Below are 17500 nucleotides of genomic sequence, written 5' to 3' on the forward strand. Positions count from 1 at the left end.
AGTTAAGCTCTTTAGCGCCGATGGTAGTTGGGGGTTTCCCCCTGTGAGAGTAGGACGTTGCTATGCAAGCTAAGGTAATCACTCGTCTGAGTGGTTACTTTTTTTATGTTTCAAAAGGGGGAAACCCTTGAAAAGATTTAAGGAGGATTGCCAAAGAACACGACATCCAGATTGCCAAAAAACGCGACGTCCTGTCGCAAAGGCGATCCATCTACATCCATGTACAAGGCAAAGGCAATCCGCATCGCATCCAGTGATATATTCATGTAATTGATACATTAAGCGTGTTATAAAGTCCATTTTATATTATAAATTTTTTACTAGCTTTTTTCTGATGAAATGATTTATGATGTAAAAAGTGTGTTTTTATAATTTTTTCTATGAGAATGTTCGGAAATAGAATAAAATACGATAGAATTTTAATGATTTAAATATATACATATAATTATACAATTTAGATATAAACATATTTTCTCTTAAATAAAGCGTTATCATTGTTGTGGTATGAATAATAGGAATACTTTGAATACTCTTTTATTTCTTGTGTTCTTGACATGTATGATGGACGTTGTTAATCTTACTATTAATATAATTTTTAATAGGAGGAATTACAGCGTATGTGGGAAACAAAATTTGCCAAAGAAGGTTTAACATTTGATGACGTACTTTTAGTACCAGCACATTCTGAAGTATTACCAAAGGAAGTGAATTTATCGGTTCAATTAACACCGAAAATTAAACTTAATATTCCAATGATTAGTGCTGGGATGGATACAGTAACTGAGGCGTCTATGGCGATTGCAATGGCACGTCAAGGTGGTCTGGGTATTATCCATAAAAATATGTCAATTGAAGAACAAGCGGATAACGTAGAGAAGGTAAAGCGTTCTGAAAATGGCGTTATTACAAATCCGTTCTTTTTAACACCAACACATCAAGTATTTGATGCAGAGCACTTAATGGGCAAATACCGCATTTCTGGCGTTCCAATCGTAAATAATGAAACAGAATTAAAATTAGTTGGTATTATTACAAATCGAGATCTTCGCTTTGTTCAAGATTACTCATTACTAATTGATGATGTTATGACAAAAGAAGATTTAATTACAGCACCTGTTGGTACAACTTTAGATGAAGCTGAAAAAATGCTACAACAATTTAAAATTGAAAAATTACCGATTGTTGATGACGAAGGTGCTTTAAAAGGTCTTATTACAATTAAAGATATTGAAAAAGTAATGGAATATCCAAATGCTGCAAAAGATGAGCATGGTCGTCTTTTAGTCGGTGCAGCTGTTGGTATTACAAAAGATACAATGGTTCGTATTGAAAAACTTGTAAATGCACAGGTAGATGTAGTTGTAATTGATACAGCACATGGCCATTCGCAAGGTGTGTTAAACACTGTAAAAGACATTCGTGCGAAATATCCAGAACTAGCTATCGTAGCTGGTAACGTTGCAACAGGTGAAGGTGCAGAGGCATTATTCGAAGCTGGCGCAGATGTAGTAAAAGTAGGTATTGGACCTGGTTCTATTTGTACAACGCGTGTTGTAGCAGGTGTTGGGGTACCACAAATTACAGCAATTTATGATTGTGCTACTGTTGCTCGTAAAATGGGTAAAACAATTATCGCAGACGGTGGCATCAAGTATTCTGGTGATATCGTAAAAGCTTTAGCTGCTGGTGGACATGTTGTAATGTTAGGTTCATTATTAGCTGGAACTTCTGAATCTCCTGGAGATACTGAAATCTTCCAAGGTCGTCGCTTTAAAGTATATCGTGGTATGGGTTCTGTATCAGCAATGGAAAATGGCTCGAAAGACCGTTACTTCCAAGATGATGCGAAAAAATTAGTTCCAGAAGGTATTGAAGGTCGTCTTCCTTATAAAGGTGCACTAGCTGATACAATTCATCAGTTAGTTGGTGGTGTTCGCGCAGGTATGGGTTACTGTGGAACAAAAGATTTACAAGATCTTCGTGAAAACGCACAATTTGTACGTATGACTGGAGCTGGCTTACGTGAAAGTCATCCACATGATGTACAAATTACAAAAGAAGCACCGAACTATTCATTACAATAAAACGTCTAAATTAACACTAAACAGTCACTCGCGCTGTTTAGTGTTTTTTTATATGTCTTTTTGATAACAAAGCTTTTAAAAGAGATATTATATGTTAAAATTAGCGAGAAACATCATACATATTCTGGAGGTAGAAGGGTGAAGAATTTACAGAAAAATACGATTATGCAACTAACATTATCTGTCGTAATGTTTGTAAGCATGATTCTGCTAGCAATCCCACACCAAGCAAAAGCAGCAGAAAATCTTGGTATCCATGCAAAAGCTGCTATCTTAATTGATGCAGATACGGGTAAAATACTATACGAAAAAAATGCAGGAAAATCGTTAGGTATTGCAAGTATGTCAAAAATGATGACAGAATACATTTTATTAGACCAAGTGAAAGCTGGTAAAATTAAATGGGATCAAAAGTACAAAGTTTCAGATTATGCTTATAAAATTTCACAGGACCGTGCACTAAGTAACGTCCCATTACGTGCTGATGGTGAATATACAATTCGTGAATTATATGATGCAATGGCAATTTATTCAGCGAATGCAGCAACAATTGCGATTGCAGAAACAATTGCAGGTTCTGAAACAGAATTCTTAAAATTAATGAACAAAAAAGCAAAAGAATTAGGCTTGAAAGACTATGAATTCTTTAATTCATCTGGTTTAAATAACGCACAATTACAAGGTATGCAACCAGTTGGTACACCAAATAAAGGTGAAAATAAAATGTCAGCACGTTCAGTTGCATTGCTTGCATATCGTTTATTAAAAGACCATCCAGAAGTGTTAGAAACATCAAGTATTCCTTCAAAAGTATTCCGTAAAGGTACAGATGATGCGATTAAGATGGATAACTGGAACTTCATGTTAAAAGGTTTAGTATTTGAATATGAAGGCGTAGATGGTCTGAAAACAGGTACAACAGATTATGCTGGACAATGCTTCACTGGTACAGCTAAACGCGGTAATACACGTCTTATTTCAGTTGTAATGGATGCAACTGATGCAGATGGTAATAACGAAAATAAAAAAGCACGTTTTGATGCAACAAAGGCATTATTTGATTATGGATTCAACCAATTCTCAACAGAAAAAATCGTTTCAAAAGGTCAAACTTTTAAAGGGAACGAAACAGTAGCAGTTGAAAATGGTAAAGAAAAACAAGTAAAAGTAGCAGCAAAAGAAGAATTATCAATGATGGTTAAAACAAATGATGCAAAAGAATATACTGCAAATGTTGTTTTAGATAAAAAATCATTAAATGCACCTGTTAAAAAAGGTGAAGTGGTTGGACACATTGAAGTGAAAAATAAAGCTGGAAAAGATTATGGCTTTATTGATCCGAAAATTAAAGCCTTAGAAGTTGTTACAATAGAAGCTGTAGAAGAAAAAGGTTGGTTTACAAAAGTATTTAGTGCAATTGGTGATTTCTTCTCAAACTTATGGAATAAAGTGTTTTAATAGAATAAATAAAAAAGAATCGTACGATGACACGATTCTTTTTTATTTATGCTTGAAATCCCCAAATATTCATTAATAAATGGATGGATTCTTCAATTTTATCTTCAGAAATCCCACCAAACCCCAATAACAAACGATTTTTGTAAGTGGGATGTTCTTTCAATAAATATTGTTGAATGGAAGCGATTCGTATACCTTGTTCTAATGCAATTTTGCTAAGAGCAGTCGCATCTTTTTCATGTGAAACATGCACCATAATATGCATTCCTGCTTGTTCACCTGATATTTTAATCTGTGGTGCATAAGCTTTTAATGTATGCGTAATTTTTTCGAGTTTTTTTCTATAAATTTTACGCATTCGGTTCAGATGTTTTGAGAAATGACCTTCATGCATAAATTGTGCCAAAGTATATTGATCAATTCTTGGTACAGTGCAAGTATAATAGCTCTCTCTTGCTTTATAATCGGCTAATAATGTTTTTGGTAAAACAAAATAAGCAATTCGTAAAGAAGGCATTAATGATTTGGAGAATGTACTCATATAAATTACTTTATCATCATGGTCTAAACCTTGTAATGCTGCAATCGGTTTACCAGTATAGCGAAATTCACTATCATAGTCATCTTCAATAATATAGTGATGAGGTGATTTCATTGCCCAATTTAATAATTGAACACGTCTGTTCGCCGATAGAATAGCACCTGTCGGGAACTGATGAGAAGGCGTAACATAAGCAATTGTAGCTTCAGATTGCTCAAGTTCTTGGACATCCATACCATCTTCATCAACAGTAATTGGTGTTGTTGGCTGATTGTATTGTGTGAAAATGTGGTGCGTCATCGTATAACCAGGGTTTTCAACTGCATAGTGATGTTGATTTCCAAGTAAAGAAACAATCATTGGTAACAATTGTTCTGTACCAGAGCCAATCACAATTTGTTCTGGCTGACATCGTACACCGCGAGATTGGTATAAATATGCCGCAATTTCTTTTCGTAAATCGTACTCCCCTTGTGCATCACCCATTAATAATAGGTGAGCATGTTCCTCATCAATCGCATCTTTCATATATTTACGCCAAATTTTAAACGGAAACGACTGTAAGTCAATTTGCCCAGGATTAAAATCAATTTTCACTTCAATTTCTGGTGCATTTAATAATTTTTGAGTTTGCTCTTTATCAATATAAGCAAGTGTTTCAATGTCTTCTACAAAATAACCAACGCGTGATTTTGATAAAACATAGCCTTCAGCTAATAATTGACCATAAGCTAATTCAATTGTAGTTTGGCTAATATTTAAAAATTCAGCTAATTTTCTTTTCGACGGTAGCTTCTCATTTGTCGCAATTTCACCGTTTACAATACTCTCTTTAATTCCTCTGTAAAGCTGTTCATATAGCGGTTCTGATGATGTCTTATCTAATTGAAACATGAGCATATCCATTGTCTTCACCCTAACTGACCTTATTAAATATATTAAAACTGAATCTTTTAAAAAGGTCAATATAAATTATTATGGGATATATAGAAAATAAAGGGAGGAATTATTCATGGTTCAATTAGGTACAGATTTAGTTAAAAGAGGTATGGCTCAAATGCAAAAAGGCGGCGTTATTATGGATGTTATTAACGCTGAGCAAGCAAAAATCGCAGAAGCTTCTGGCGCAGTAGCAGTTATGGCACTAGAAATGGTTCCATCTGATATTCGTAAAGCGGGTGGTGTTGCACGTATGGCTGATCCACGTGTTGTTGAAGAAGTAATGAATGCAGTATCGATTCCAGTTATGGCAAAAGGTCGTATTGGTCATATTGTAGAAGCGCGTATTTTAGAGTCAATGGGTGTGGATTATATTGACGAGAGTGAAGTATTAACACCAGCAGATGAAGAATATCATTTATTAAAAAATGAATTCAGCGTACCATTCGTATGTGGTTGTCGTGATTTAGGTGAAGCTGCTCGTCGTATTGGTGAAGGAGCTTCAATGCTTCGTACAAAAGGTGAGCCGGGAACAGGTAACATCGTAGAAGCAGTTCGTCATATGCGTAAAGTGAATGCGCAAGTAAAACAAATCGCAAATATGAGTCCAGATGAAATTATGACGGCAGCTAAAGAGCTTGGCGCACCGTATGAAGTATTATTAGAAATTCATCGCTTAAAGCGTTTACCAGTAGTAAACTTTGCAGCAGGTGGTATCGCAACACCAGCAGACGCAGCATTAATGATGGAGTTAGGTGCTGACGGCGTATTCGTAGGTTCTGGTATCTTCAAGTCTGAATCACCAGAAAAATTCGCAAACGCCATCGTTCAAGCAACAACACATTACCAAGATTATGAATTAATTGCACGTGTGTCAAAAGAGATTGGTACACCGATGAAAGGTCTTGAAATCGCCTCTTTAGCTCCTGAAGCACGCATGCAGAATCGAGGTTGGTAATATGAAGGTTGGTGTTCTAGCTTTACAAGGTGCTGTTGAAGAGCATATTCATGCGATTGAAGGTATTGGTGCTGAAGGAATCGCAATTAAAAATGCAGAACAATTAAATGAGATAGACGGCTTAATTTTACCGGGCGGTGAAAGTACGGCTATGCGTAAACTCATCGACTATCATGAGATGATGCCAGCTTTAAAAGATTTCAAAAAGCCAATTCTTGGAACATGTGCAGGGTTAATTCTTTTAGCAGACTGCGTTGAAGGTTCTGAAGCACATATCGGTGGTATGAATATTTGGGTGCGTCGTAATTCATTTGGGCGACAAATTGATTCGTTCTCTACGGAATTAACAGTTCAAGGTTTAGACACACCATACGAAGCAGTTTTCATTCGTGCACCACATATAGACCGTGTTGGTGAAGGTGTTGAAGTGCTTGCAATGTATGGTGATAAGATTGTACTTGTACAACAAGGAAATAAAATTGGGTGCGCATTTCATCCTGAATTAACAGATGATTTACGTATTATGGAACTATTAAAAGAACAGATTCAACAGAGTAAACTTGCACAACCTTCAAATGTATTGTAAAGTATGGTTAAATTAATATTTATTACGATGATAGGAAGTAGTAGCGAGTTTATTCTTTTTAAGAGAGTCAACGGTTGGTGAGAGTTGATAAAGAACCTTGTGAATCCGTCCTGGAGTTGCTCGGCTGAAATCATAGTAGGCTGTAGCCGGCTTTACATAGCCGTTATAAATTGAAGCGGATTAAGCAATTTTGTGCTTAATCAATTAGGGTGGCAACGCGGGTATGCTCTCGTCCCTTCACTATGGGGATGAGGGCTTTTTTGTGCCTTTTCCTAGAATTTATAAAGATTGCAAGTGCTATAGGCTTCATCTACATCGAATAAGGAATGGAGGAATATACATGTTAGATATTAAACGTGTACGTGCAAATTATACTGAGATTAAAGAAAAGTTAGCGCATCGTAATGAGGATTTAGGGACATTCGATCATTTTGAAGAATGGGATCAACAGCGTCGTGAATTAATCGCAAAAACAGAAGTCCTAAAAGCAGAACGTAATAAAGCTTCTGAAGCGATTGCTCAAAAGAAACGCAATAAAGAAAATGCAGATGATGCAATTCTTCAAATGCGTGAACTTGGTGATCAAATTAAAGGACTAGATGCACAATTAAATGAGGTCGAAGAGAAATTCCATCATATGATGATGCGTTTACCAAACATCCCGCATGAGTCTGTGCCTGTAGGCGAAGATGAGGACGCGAACCAAGAAGTATATACTTGGGGGGAAGTACCAACATTCGATTTTGAACCTCAACCACACTGGGACTTAGGTACAAACTTAAATATTATTGATTTCGAACGTGCTGGTAAAGTAACAGGTAGTCGTTTTGTATTTTATCGTGGAGCAGGTGCTCGTTTAGAACGTGCATTAATTAACTTCATGATGGATTATCATGCAGACAAACACGGTTATGAAGAAATGTTACCACCTTACATGGTAAACCGTACAAGCTTAACAGGTACAGGTCAATTGCCGAAATTTGAAGAAGATGCATTCTTAATTGAGAAAGAAGATTACTTCTTAATTCCAACTGCTGAAGTACCTGTAACAAACTTCTTCCGTGATGAAATTTTAACTGCTGAAGACTTACCAAAAGGTTTTAATGCATATAGCGCAAACTTCCGTTCAGAAGCAGGTTCAGCTGGTCGCGATACACGTGGTTTAATTCGTCAACACCAATTCAATAAAGTTGAGTTAGTACGTTTTGTAAAACCAGAAGAATCTTATGAACAACTTGAATTACTAACAGGTCATGCTGAAGCAATTCTACAAGCTTTACAATTACCATACCGTAAATTGTTAATGTGCACAGGTGACTTAGGTTTCACTGCTGCTAAAAAATATGATTTAGAAGTATGGATCCCAACACAAAATATTTATCGTGAAATTTCTTCTTGTTCAAACTTCGAAGATTTCCAAGCGCGTCGTGCCAATATCCGTTTCCGTCGTGAAAAAGGTGCAAAACCAGAATATGTACACACATTAAATGGTTCAGGTCTTGCAATTGGTCGTACAGTAGCGGCGATTTTAGAAAACTATCAACAAGCTGATGGTTCTGTCGTAGTGCCAGAAGTTTTACGTCCTTATATGGGCGGGTTAGAAGTTATTTCTAACTAATATAAAAGACAACATCGCATTAATTTGTGATGTTGTCTTTTTTTGCTTTTTTCTCAGCTTTTTTGCGTGCACGTAATTCTTTAAAGAAAGTCGTTAAAATACTACCACATTCGTCAGCTAAAACACCTTCTGCAACTTCACATACATGGTTCATACGAGAATCTGTTAATAATGAATGTAATGAATGAACACAACCTGCCTTTAGATCACGAGCCCCATATACCACACGAGGGATTCTCGATTGTAGAATTGCTCCAGCGCACATAGGACAAGGTTCTAATGTTACATAAAGTGTTGTATTTTCTAATCGCCAACTATCTAGTTTTACACATGCTTGTTGAATCGCCATTAGTTCTGCATGTGTTACAGCATTTTGTGTGGTTTCACGTAGATTATAAGCAGAAGAAATCACTTTACCTTCATGTACGATGATTGCACCAATAGGAACTTCACCTAAATCACGTGCTTTTTCAGCTTCTTTCAAAGCTAGTTCCATATATTGTTGATCTGTTAATTGCATATGTCACGCTCCTTGTAGCGTTATTCTAGCACGATTGTATCAATAAAGCGAAAGGGTGTTTCTTCATGAATCTGTATGATAAAATATAAGACACTGATGAAAAAATGAAGGGAGAACTTCCGATGCCTGTACCGTTTATCGCTGTAGAAGGTCCGATTGGTGTTGGAAAGACATCACTCTCAAATCGAATTGCTGAACATTTTGGCTATGATTTATTAAAAGAGATTGTGGACGAAAACCCATTTTTAAATAAATTCTATGAAGATATTGATGAATGGAGTTTTCAAACAGAGATGTTTTTCTTATGTAATCGTTATAAGCAATTAAAAGATATTAAGAAAAATTCAATTAATGCGAAAAAAGAAGTTGTAGCAGATTACCATGTATTTAAAAATTTAATTTTTGCACAAAGAACGCTACAGCCTTCTGAATATAAAAAGTACGAACAAATTTATGAGATTTTAATCGAAGATATGGTGACACCGAATATTGTCATCTACTTAGATGCGACAGTAGACACATTAATGAAGCGTATTGCAATGCGTGGGCGAGAATTTGAACATATGATTAAACGGGATTATATGGAGCAGTTAGTAGCAGATTATCATGTATTTATTGATTGTTTTGAACAAGAGAATCCACAGATTCCTGTGCTGCGTATTAATGGTGACGCCTATGATTTTGTGAATAATGAATATGATTTACAAAAAATTCTTCAACAAGTAGAGGAATTATTAAGTAAGAGGAGCTTAAAGCAATGAATTTAAGAGAAAAATATAATATTCCATCGAATGCCGTTATTACAATTGCAGGAACAGTTGGTGTAGGGAAGTCGACAATGACGAATGCTTTAGCTGAAGCATTAAATTTCCGTACATCCTTTGAAAAAGTAGATACAAATCCATACTTAGATAAATTTTATGATGACTTTGAAAAGTGGAGCTTCCATTTACAAATCTATTTCTTAGCAGAGCGTTTCAAAGAGCAAAAACGTATTTTTGAATACGGTGGTGGTTTTATTCAAGACCGTTCCATTTATGAAGATACAGGTATTTTTGCGAAGATGCATTATGATAAGGGAACGATGACACCAACAGATTATGAAACATACACGAATCTTTTTGATGCGATGGTGATGACACCTTATTTCCCACACCCAGATTTATTGATTTATATTGAAGGACCTGTAGAGGATATTATCGGTCGTATTGCAGAGCGTGGTCGTCCGATGGAGCAACAAACAGAGCGTGCTTACTGGTTGGAGATGCACGAGCGCTACGAAAAATGGATTGATAGTTTTAATGCATGCCCTGTTCTTCGACTAGATATCAATGATTATGATTTAATGAAAGACCCAGATACAGTGGAACATATTGTGGCACGTATCGCCCATTTTTTAGAACAGACATCGCATTTACGTAAATAAAAGAGAGGAATCACGTCGATGTGATTCCTCTCTTTTATTTATGAAGCTTTTTTTAATCTATATTTTAACTGATTTAATTGGAAGAATAAGAAACAGCCGATACAGAACCCAAGAATCGCAATAAAAGATGCAAGTGCGACCATGATTGTGAATGTATAACCGAGAATAGGGAGGTCATACATAAAGCCGATGAAACCTATTAATAAACAAAAGATGGCAATACTTGAGTTAAATTTTTGTTGTGTCACATCTTCTGGAATGTATGAAGATGGTTCTTTCTTTAAAAAAAGACGAGCGAATTTCATTATCGGGTTAAAATTGAAAAATAGTCCAAGTACATTTGCAATCAGTGGTACGAGTAGTAATAATGGTTGTTGAAAAATCCATGTGGCAACTGTGAATAATAAGATAGTCCATTGATTCACACGCACAAGAGGTCTAGGAATAAATAAAGGCTTTTGCATATAACCAACCTTTCAGATAAGAATTATTTTATTTATCATAAAGGATTGAAAGACAAAAGAAAAGAAAAAGTGCTTAAAAAAAGCGAAAAAAAATCCGTTACATCTGTATGTAACGAAAAATAAATGGAGGAGGTAGAGGGATTCGAACCCCCGCGCGGTTTGACCCGCCTGTCGGTTTTCAAGACCGATCCCTTCAGCCAGACTTGGGTATACCTCCGAGATATAGAGTTGTTTTATCAACGTAAATTAATTTAACACGAAATAACATTACGGTCAACCATTTTCCTTAAAAAACTTTTTTACAAATAAAATCCTATTGTAGAATAAAATTTTCGATAGCTATTAGTTGCAATTTAATTCTAGAATGAGTAAAATATGAATTACCGTGCTAGGTGGGAAGGTAGCGGTGTCCTGTAACTCGCAATCCGCTTTAGCGAGACTGAATTCCCTTAGGAGGCTGTTCGCATGTTTGGCCTGCCTCTTGCACGTAGCGTTGACGATTGGGTCCTGCGCAATGAGTTCCCATGAACCATGTCAGGTCCGAGAGGAAGCAGCATTAAGTGGATCAACTTATGTGCCGCGGGGTAGCCTAATCTGAGCTGGCGACAAGAGTAACGCTTATGTGTGACTGTCGATTAAGGGTGCATGGTATTAACCATAACACTTCAAACTCACTCGAAAATATTTCGAGTGAGTTTTTTCATTGTCAAAACGCGTATATGTTATAATCATAAGTAATAAGAATTATAAAAAAGGAGAGCGGTATCGTTGACATATCAGGCATTTTATCGAGTATATCGTCCCCAGTCATTTCGAGACATGTCTGGACAAACCCATGTAAAAAAGACATTACAAAATGCGCTTCAATCTGATCACACAACACATGCCTATTTGTTCTCTGGGCCACGAGGTACAGGTAAAACAAGTACAGCGAAAATTTTCGCTAAAGCATTGAATTGTGAACGAGCACCGATTGCAGAACCTTGTAATGAATGTGCTACTTGTAAAAGTATCACAGAAAATGCGCATCCCGATGTAATTGAGTTTGATGCGGCATCGAATTCACGTGTGGAAGAAATTCGTGAGATTATTGAAAAAGTACGTTTTGCGCCAGCAAGTGCAAGATTTAAAGTATATATTATTGATGAGGTGCACATGTTATCTACAAGTGCCTTCAATGCATTGTTAAAAACATTAGAAGAACCTCCTGCACATGCAAAATTCATTTTAGCTACAACTGAACCACATAAAATACCAGCTACAATCATTTCTCGCTGTCAAAGATTCGATTTCAAAAGACTTTCTTCTATAGATATTGTAGAGCGAATGAAAGTAGTATTAGAAGATATTGAGCGCCCCTATGATGAGAAGGCACTAAAAGTGATATCACAAGCTTCTGCGGGTGGTATGCGTGATGCATTAAGTATGTTAGATCAAGTTGTATCATTTAGTGAAAATGAAGTAACGCTCGAAGATGCATTATTTGTTACAGGTTCAATTAGTCAGGATATTTTTTATCGTTTAGTTGAACACATTCAACAAAAAAACGTAGCAGATGTTTTAGGATTATTAGAAGAGTTAATGAATGAAGGAAAAGACGCAGTTCGTTTATCAGAAGATCTCATTACATTCTTTAGAGATTTACTTCTTATTCAAACAGCACCTGATTTAGGCGATTTACTAGAACTTGCTTCAGATGAAGAGAAATTTGTTCAATTAGCGAATGATTTTTCTTTAGATACTCTCTATCAATACATTGATATTTTATCGAAAACACAACAAGAAATGCGTTTTTCATTACATTCAAAAGTATATTTAGAAACAGCGTTATTAAAGATGGTTCAAACAAGTCAACCAGCGCAAGTGATGAACAATCATTCTGAACAGTCAAGTACAGTTCATTCACAAGGGTTAGAAGCAAAAGTTGCTCAATTAGAAAGTTTAGTACAACAAATGCAGTCAATGGGTGGTCCTGTTACTGTTACAGAATCACAAACAACTTCACAGCGACCACGACAAAAACCGCAAGCTGGTTTTAAAGTACCAACGGGTCGTGTAAACGAGGTACTAAAAATTGCAACGAAACCTGCTATTCAACAGATTAAAAGTATTTGGATGGATGCAGTTAACCAATTAACGAAGTCACAACAAGCATTATTGGCAGATTCAGAGCCAGTAGCGGCAACAGACGGTGTTTTTGTGTTAAAATTCAAACATGAAATACTTTGCCGAATGGCTGCTGAAAATAAAGAGTTGGCTGAGCAGTTCAAACATGTTTTAGCAGGCTTAACGAATACGTTTTATGAGATTGTATTTGTACCAGAGGATGATTGGAATCGAATTAGAACAGAATTTATTCGTAAACATAAAGAGGGTACACAACCTGTATCTGAAAATGTAAATGTCGCTGGTAATGAGCCTGAAGAGCCTGTACAATCATTCTTAGATATTGAACAGCATGAAGAAGAAGTAGATGATACAGTTGTATCGGAAGCTCAAAAACTGTTTGGTAAAGATTTTATTGAAATTGAAGAATAATTAAATTTTAATTTATAAGGAGGCATTTTAAAATGCGCGGAATGGGTAACATGAATAACATGATGAAACAAATGCAAAAAATGCAAAAGAAAATGGTAGAGGCACAAGCAGCATTAGAAGCAGAAGTATTTGAAGGTACTGCAAGTAATGGTCTAGTAAAAGTCGTTATGACAGGTAAAAAAGAAGTAACAGATGTTGTAATTGATCCAGAAATCGTAGATCCAGAAGATGTTGAATTATTACAAGATATGATTATCATTGCGACAAACGAAGCAATTAAACAAGTAGATGAAAAAACAAGTTCTACAATGGGACAATTCACACAAGGATTAAATATTCCAGGATTCTAGGAGGTCGTTCGGATGCATTATCCAGAACCGATATCCAAACTAATCGATAGTTTCATGAAATTGCCAGGCATTGGCCCGAAAACAGCCTCTCGTCTGGCTTTTTTTGTCTTAACGATGGAAGAGGATACCGTATTAACGTTTGCCAAATCTTTAGTAGATGCGAAACGTGATTTAACATATTGTTCAGTATGTGGCCATATTACAGATGTAGATCCATGTCATATCTGCCAAGATCAACAGCGAGATCGTACAATCGTATGCGTTGTGCAAGATCCCAAAGATGTTATTGCAATGGAAAAGATGCGTGATTATAACGGTTTATATCATGTGTTACATGGTGCTATCTCTCCTATGGATGGTATAGGTCCAGAAGATATTAATGTACCAACTTTAATTAAAAGATTACAAAATGCTGAAATTGAAGAATTGATTTTAGCGACGAACCCTACAATTGAAGGTGAAGCTACAGCAATGTATATTTCTCGCCTAGTAAAACCTTCTGGTATTAAAACAACGAGAATCGCACATGGATTACCAGTAGGCGGAGATTTAGAATATGCGGATGAAGTTACTTTATCAAAAGCAATAGAAGGTAGAAGAGAACTCTAAGAATTGAGGCGGCGACCATTGTTCTTTAATAAACAAAAATTACGTAAAGAATATGATGAAAATCTTGTTCAGCTAATTAAGCAGACAAAACAAGAGCTAGAGAATTTACAACAAATTGAAAATCTTGTAGATGACTTTAACTTGGATACTATGGTTCAAAAGAAAATAGCAGAAAGTAAATACTTCTATTTATTTAAAGAAGCAAGAATACGCCGAGTTCAAATTCGATAGTTATAAAGGAAGAAATAAAGTAGTTTAGTAGTTTTTAAGATTAAACTACTTTTTCTTTTGAAAAAGTATTGCTTTATGTAAAAATAGATGTTATTATTTATAAGTCGTTAAGATGACGTTGAAGAAATTAAAGAAATAATTGACTCGCTCATTTTAATATGCTACAATATTTAAGTCGTATAAATATGACGAAAAAATATTTTAAAAAAGTTGTTGACTTCTAAAAAGTTATCATGATATAATGATTAAGTCGTTAAGATGACGACGAAACAACATGAACCTTGAAAACTAAACAAGCAAGAAGATAATCACAAACAAGTCTTATCACATTAAGTGAATAAGCAATTGTTATCAAAAGATAACGCTAGCAAAGCAAATGAGCTTTCAAACTACTTTTATGGAGAGTTTGATCCTGGCTCAGGACGAACGCTGGCGGCGTGCCTAATACATGCAAGTCGAGCGAATGACGAGAAGCTTGCTTCTCTGATTTAGCGGCGGACGGGTGAGTAACACGTGGGCAACCTGCCCTACAGATTGGGATAACTCAGGGAAACCTGGGCTAATACCGAATAATCCTTCGAATCACATGTTTTGAAGTTGAAAGGCGCTTCGGCGTCACTGTAGGATGGGCCCGCGGTGCATTAGCTAGTTGGTGGGGTAACGGCCTACCAAGGCAACGATGCATAGCCGACCTGAGAGGGTGATCGGCCACATTGGGACTGAGACACGGCCCAAACTCCTACGGGAGGCAGCAGTAGGGAATCTTCCACAATGGACGAAAGTCTGATGGAGCAACGCCGCGTGAGTGATGAAGGTTTTCGGATCGTAAAACTCTGTTGTAAGGGAAGAACAAGTACGTTAGGAAATGAACGTACCTTGACGGTACCTTATTAGAAAGCCACGGCTAACTACGTGCCAGCAGCCGCGGTAATACGTAGGTGGCAAGCGTTGTCCGGATTTATTGGGCGTAAAGCGCGCGCAGGTGGTTTCTTAAGTCTGATGTGAAAGCCCACGGCTCAACCGTGGAGGGTCATTGGAAACTGGGGAACTTGAGTGCAGAAGAGGATAGTGGAATTCCAAGTGTAGCGGTGAAATGCGTAGAGATTTGGAGGAACACCAGTGGCGAAGGCGACTGTCTGGTCTGTAACTGACACTGAGGCGCGAAAGCGTGGGGAGCAAACAGGATTAGATACCCTGGTAGTCCACGCCGTAAACGATGAGTGCTAAGTGTTAGGGGGTTTCCGCCCCTTAGTGCTGCAGCTAACGCATTAAGCACTCCGCCTGGGGAGTACGACCGCAAGGTTGAAACTCAAAGGAATTGACGGGGGCCCGCACAAGCGGTGGAGCATGTGGTTTAATTCGAAGCAACGCGAAGAACCTTACCAGGTCTTGACATCCCAATGACCGTCCTAGAGATAGGATTTTCCCTTCGGGGACATTGGTGACAGGTGGTGCATGGTTGTCGTCAGCTCGTGTCGTGAGATGTTGGGTTAAGTCCCGCAACGAGCGCAACCCTTATTCTTAGTTGCCATCATTTAGTTGGGCACTCTAAGGAGACTGCCGGTGACAAACCGGAGGAAGGTGGGGATGACGTCAAATCATCATGCCCCTTATGACCTGGGCTACACACGTGCTACAATGGACGATACAAAGAGTCGCAAACTCGCGAGGGTAAGCTAATCTCATAAAATCGTTCTCAGTTCGGATTGTAGGCTGCAACTCGCCTGCATGAAGCCGGAATCGCTAGTAATCGCGGATCAGCATGCCGCGGTGAATACGTTCCCGGGCCTTGTACACACCGCCCGTCACACCACGAGAGTTTGTAACACCCGAAGTCGGTGGGGTAACCGTAAGGAGCCAGCCGCCTAAGGTGGGATAGATGATTGGGGTGAAGTCGTAACAAGGTAGCCGTATCGGAAGGTGCGGCTGGATCACCTCCTTTCTAAGGAATATAACGGAAAAGACCTTGGGTCTTATACAGATTATCTTACTTGCTGTTTAGTTTTGAAGGCTCATGCAAATGATCTTCAAACCTTGCTCTTGCGATTACTTGTCGCAGAGTAAAACTTGTTCTTTGAAAACTGGATAAAACGACATTGAAAGTAACACAAACACAAATTTCTTTTATAGATTTTGAATTATTAAGTTTTAATTTTTTAGGCTTAATGACTTATGTGAAAATTATTTCAAGATGCAAGTAAGACGCGAAAGCAAACGCAGTGAGAAGCGGAGTGTACATACGTACATGAGCATTCGAACAAGTGTAGCTGACAAAGTATTACGCAGCAGATTGGAATCAATTAGGTTAAGTTATTAAGGGCGCATGGCGGATGCCTTGGCACTAGAAGCCGATGAAGGACGGCACTAACACCGATATGCTTCGGGGAGCTGTAAGTAAGCTTTGATCCGGAGATTTCCGAATGGGGGAACCCACTGTTTTTAATCGAACAGTATCCTAACGTGAATTCATAGCGTTTTGATGGCAGACTCAGGGAACTGAAACATCTAAGTACCTGAAGGAAGAGAAAGAAAATTCGATTCCCTTAGTAGCGGCGAGCGAAACGGGAAGAGCCCAAACCAAGAAGCTTGCTTCTTGGGGTTGTAGGACACTCTACACGGAGTTACAAAGGAATGAGTTAAATGAAGCGGCTTGGAAAGGCCTACCATAGAGGGTAACAGTCCCGTAGTTGAAAGTTCATTCCCTCCAGAGTGGATCCTGAGTACGGCGGAACACGTGAAATTCCGTCGGAATCTGGGAGGACCATCTCCCAAGGCTAAATACTCTCTAGTGACCGATAGTGAACCAGTACCGTGAGGGAAAGGTGAAAAGCACCCCGGGAGGGGAGTGAAAGAGATCCTGAAACCATGTGCCTACAAGTAGTTAGAGCCCGTTAATGGGTGATAGCGTGCCTTTTGTAGAATGAACCGGCGAGTTACGATTACATGCAAGGTTAAGTTGAAAAGACGGAGCCGTAGCGAAAGCGAGTCTGAATAGGGCGAATGAGTATGTGGTTGTAGACCCGAAACCAGGTGATCTACCCATGTCCAGGTTGAAGGTAAGGTAACACTTACTGGAGGACCGAACCCACGTACGTTGAAAAGTGCGGGGATGAGGTGTGGGTAGCGGAGAAATTCCAATCGAACCTGGAGATAGCTGGTTCTCTCCGAAATAGCTTTA

At 37.8% G+C, this 17500-nt stretch carries 14 protein-coding genes, 1 tRNA gene, 3 rRNA genes, 1 other RNA gene and 1 other annotated feature (2 of these 20 only partly in view); of the genes, 15 read left to right on the forward strand and 4 right to left on the reverse strand.

Going from position 1 to position 17500, the window contains the following annotated elements; translation table 11 throughout:
* From rrf to MHB75_RS12995, 3 genes are all read left to right on the forward strand, one after another.
* A 5S ribosomal RNA gene (gene rrf, locus MHB75_RS12985) occupies positions 1–66 on the forward strand; it begins 50 nt to the left of the window's first position.
* 551 nt (positions 67–617) lie between these two features.
* Positions 618–2084 carry an IMP dehydrogenase gene (gene guaB, locus MHB75_RS12990; RefSeq protein WP_068456845.1) on the forward strand — a complete coding sequence of 489 codons (1467 nt, stop codon included), beginning with the start codon at positions 618–620 and terminating at the stop codon, positions 2082–2084.
* Positions 2085–2222: 138 nt separating this feature from the next.
* Entirely contained in the window at positions 2223–3542 is a 1320-nt protein-coding gene (locus MHB75_RS12995; RefSeq protein ID WP_340998177.1) for a serine hydrolase, read from the forward strand.
* 46 nt (positions 3543–3588) lie between these two features.
* Here MHB75_RS12995 and pdxR read toward each other — a convergent pair whose 3' ends face one another.
* Entirely contained in the window at positions 3589–4989 is a 1401-nt protein-coding gene (gene pdxR / locus MHB75_RS13000) for a MocR-like pyridoxine biosynthesis transcription factor PdxR (protein ID WP_340998179.1), read from the reverse strand.
* 106 nt (positions 4990–5095) lie between these two features.
* Between pdxR and pdxS the strand changes: the two genes are divergently transcribed.
* The 3 genes from pdxS to serS all read left to right on the forward strand — a co-directional run bounded on the left by pdxS (position 5096) and on the right by serS (position 8184).
* Positions 5096–5980 (forward strand): pyridoxal 5'-phosphate synthase lyase subunit PdxS, encoded by an 885-nt coding sequence (gene pdxS / locus MHB75_RS13005; RefSeq protein ID WP_068456838.1) that lies wholly within the window; start codon positions 5096–5098, stop codon positions 5978–5980.
* Position 5981: 1 nt separating this feature from the next.
* On the forward strand, positions 5982–6566 hold the full coding sequence (gene pdxT / locus MHB75_RS13010; RefSeq protein ID WP_340998181.1) for a pyridoxal 5'-phosphate synthase glutaminase subunit PdxT: 585 nt from the start codon (positions 5982–5984) through the stop codon (positions 6564–6566).
* Positions 6567–6584: 18 nt separating this feature from the next.
* Positions 6585–6806: a binding site (T-box leader), on the forward strand.
* 100 nt (positions 6807–6906) lie between these two features.
* On the forward strand, positions 6907–8184 hold the full coding sequence (gene serS, locus MHB75_RS13015; protein ID WP_141274960.1) for a serine--tRNA ligase: 1278 nt from the start codon (positions 6907–6909) through the stop codon (positions 8182–8184).
* A 19-nt stretch (positions 8185–8203) separates the two neighbouring features.
* Here the strand turns inward: serS and tadA are convergent, their stop codons facing one another.
* Complete coding sequence (gene tadA, locus MHB75_RS13020; RefSeq protein WP_141274959.1) at positions 8204–8704, reverse strand: tRNA adenosine(34) deaminase TadA; 501 nt, start codon at positions 8702–8704, stop codon at positions 8204–8206.
* Between the two features lie 122 nt (positions 8705–8826).
* On the opposite strand from tadA, the gene MHB75_RS13025 reads away from it, so the two are divergent.
* Both MHB75_RS13025 and MHB75_RS13030 read left to right on the forward strand, forming a co-directional pair.
* Positions 8827–9465 carry a deoxynucleoside kinase gene (locus MHB75_RS13025; RefSeq protein ID WP_340998184.1) on the forward strand — a complete coding sequence of 213 codons (639 nt, stop codon included), beginning with the start codon at positions 8827–8829 and terminating at the stop codon, positions 9463–9465.
* Entirely contained in the window at positions 9462–10130 is a 669-nt protein-coding gene (locus MHB75_RS13030) for a deoxynucleoside kinase (RefSeq protein ID WP_141274957.1), read from the forward strand. Before MHB75_RS13025 ends, MHB75_RS13030 begins: the two co-directional genes overlap by 4 nt.
* Before the next feature lie 38 nt (positions 10131–10168).
* Here the strand turns inward: MHB75_RS13030 and MHB75_RS13035 are convergent, their stop codons facing one another.
* Both MHB75_RS13035 and MHB75_RS13040 read right to left on the reverse strand, forming a co-directional pair.
* Positions 10169–10594, reverse strand: a complete 426-nt coding sequence (locus MHB75_RS13035) for a DUF4395 domain-containing protein (RefSeq protein ID WP_340998186.1) — start codon at positions 10592–10594, stop codon at positions 10169–10171.
* Positions 10595–10718: 124 nt separating this feature from the next.
* A tRNA-Ser gene (locus tag MHB75_RS13040) sits at positions 10719–10811 on the reverse strand.
* Between the two features lie 166 nt (positions 10812–10977).
* Between MHB75_RS13040 and ffs the strand changes: the two genes are divergently transcribed.
* The 7 genes from ffs to MHB75_RS13075 form a co-directional block, all read left to right on the forward strand.
* Positions 10978–11243, forward strand: an RNA gene (ffs, locus tag MHB75_RS13045) — signal recognition particle sRNA large type.
* A gap of 119 nt (positions 11244–11362) precedes the next feature.
* The gene (gene dnaX, locus MHB75_RS13050) at positions 11363–13132 is read left to right on the forward strand and encodes a DNA polymerase III subunit gamma/tau (protein ID WP_340998189.1); all 1770 of its coding nucleotides are present in this window, start codon (positions 11363–11365) and stop codon (positions 13130–13132) included.
* 32 nt (positions 13133–13164) lie between these two features.
* Positions 13165–13482 (forward strand): YbaB/EbfC family nucleoid-associated protein, encoded by a 318-nt coding sequence (locus tag MHB75_RS13055; protein WP_068456819.1) that lies wholly within the window; start codon positions 13165–13167, stop codon positions 13480–13482.
* A 12-nt stretch (positions 13483–13494) separates the two neighbouring features.
* The gene (recR, locus tag MHB75_RS13060; RefSeq protein ID WP_068456815.1) at positions 13495–14091 is read left to right on the forward strand and encodes a recombination mediator RecR; all 597 of its coding nucleotides are present in this window, start codon (positions 13495–13497) and stop codon (positions 14089–14091) included.
* Between the two features lie 18 nt (positions 14092–14109).
* Positions 14110–14322, forward strand: coding sequence for a YaaL family protein (locus tag MHB75_RS13065; protein WP_141275107.1), 213 nt, complete (start codon positions 14110–14112; stop codon positions 14320–14322).
* A 394-nt stretch (positions 14323–14716) separates the two neighbouring features.
* Positions 14717–16264, forward strand: a 16S ribosomal RNA gene (locus MHB75_RS13070).
* Between the two features lie 361 nt (positions 16265–16625).
* A 23S ribosomal RNA gene (locus MHB75_RS13075) occupies positions 16626–17500 on the forward strand; it runs 2055 nt beyond the window's last position.
* Together the 16S and 23S rRNA genes form the textbook arrangement of a ribosomal RNA operon.

The sequence above is a fragment of the Kurthia sp. FSL E2-0154 genome (assembly GCF_038003625.1).
Classification (GTDB): Bacteria; Bacillota; Bacilli; order Bacillales_A; family Planococcaceae; genus Kurthia; species Kurthia gibsonii.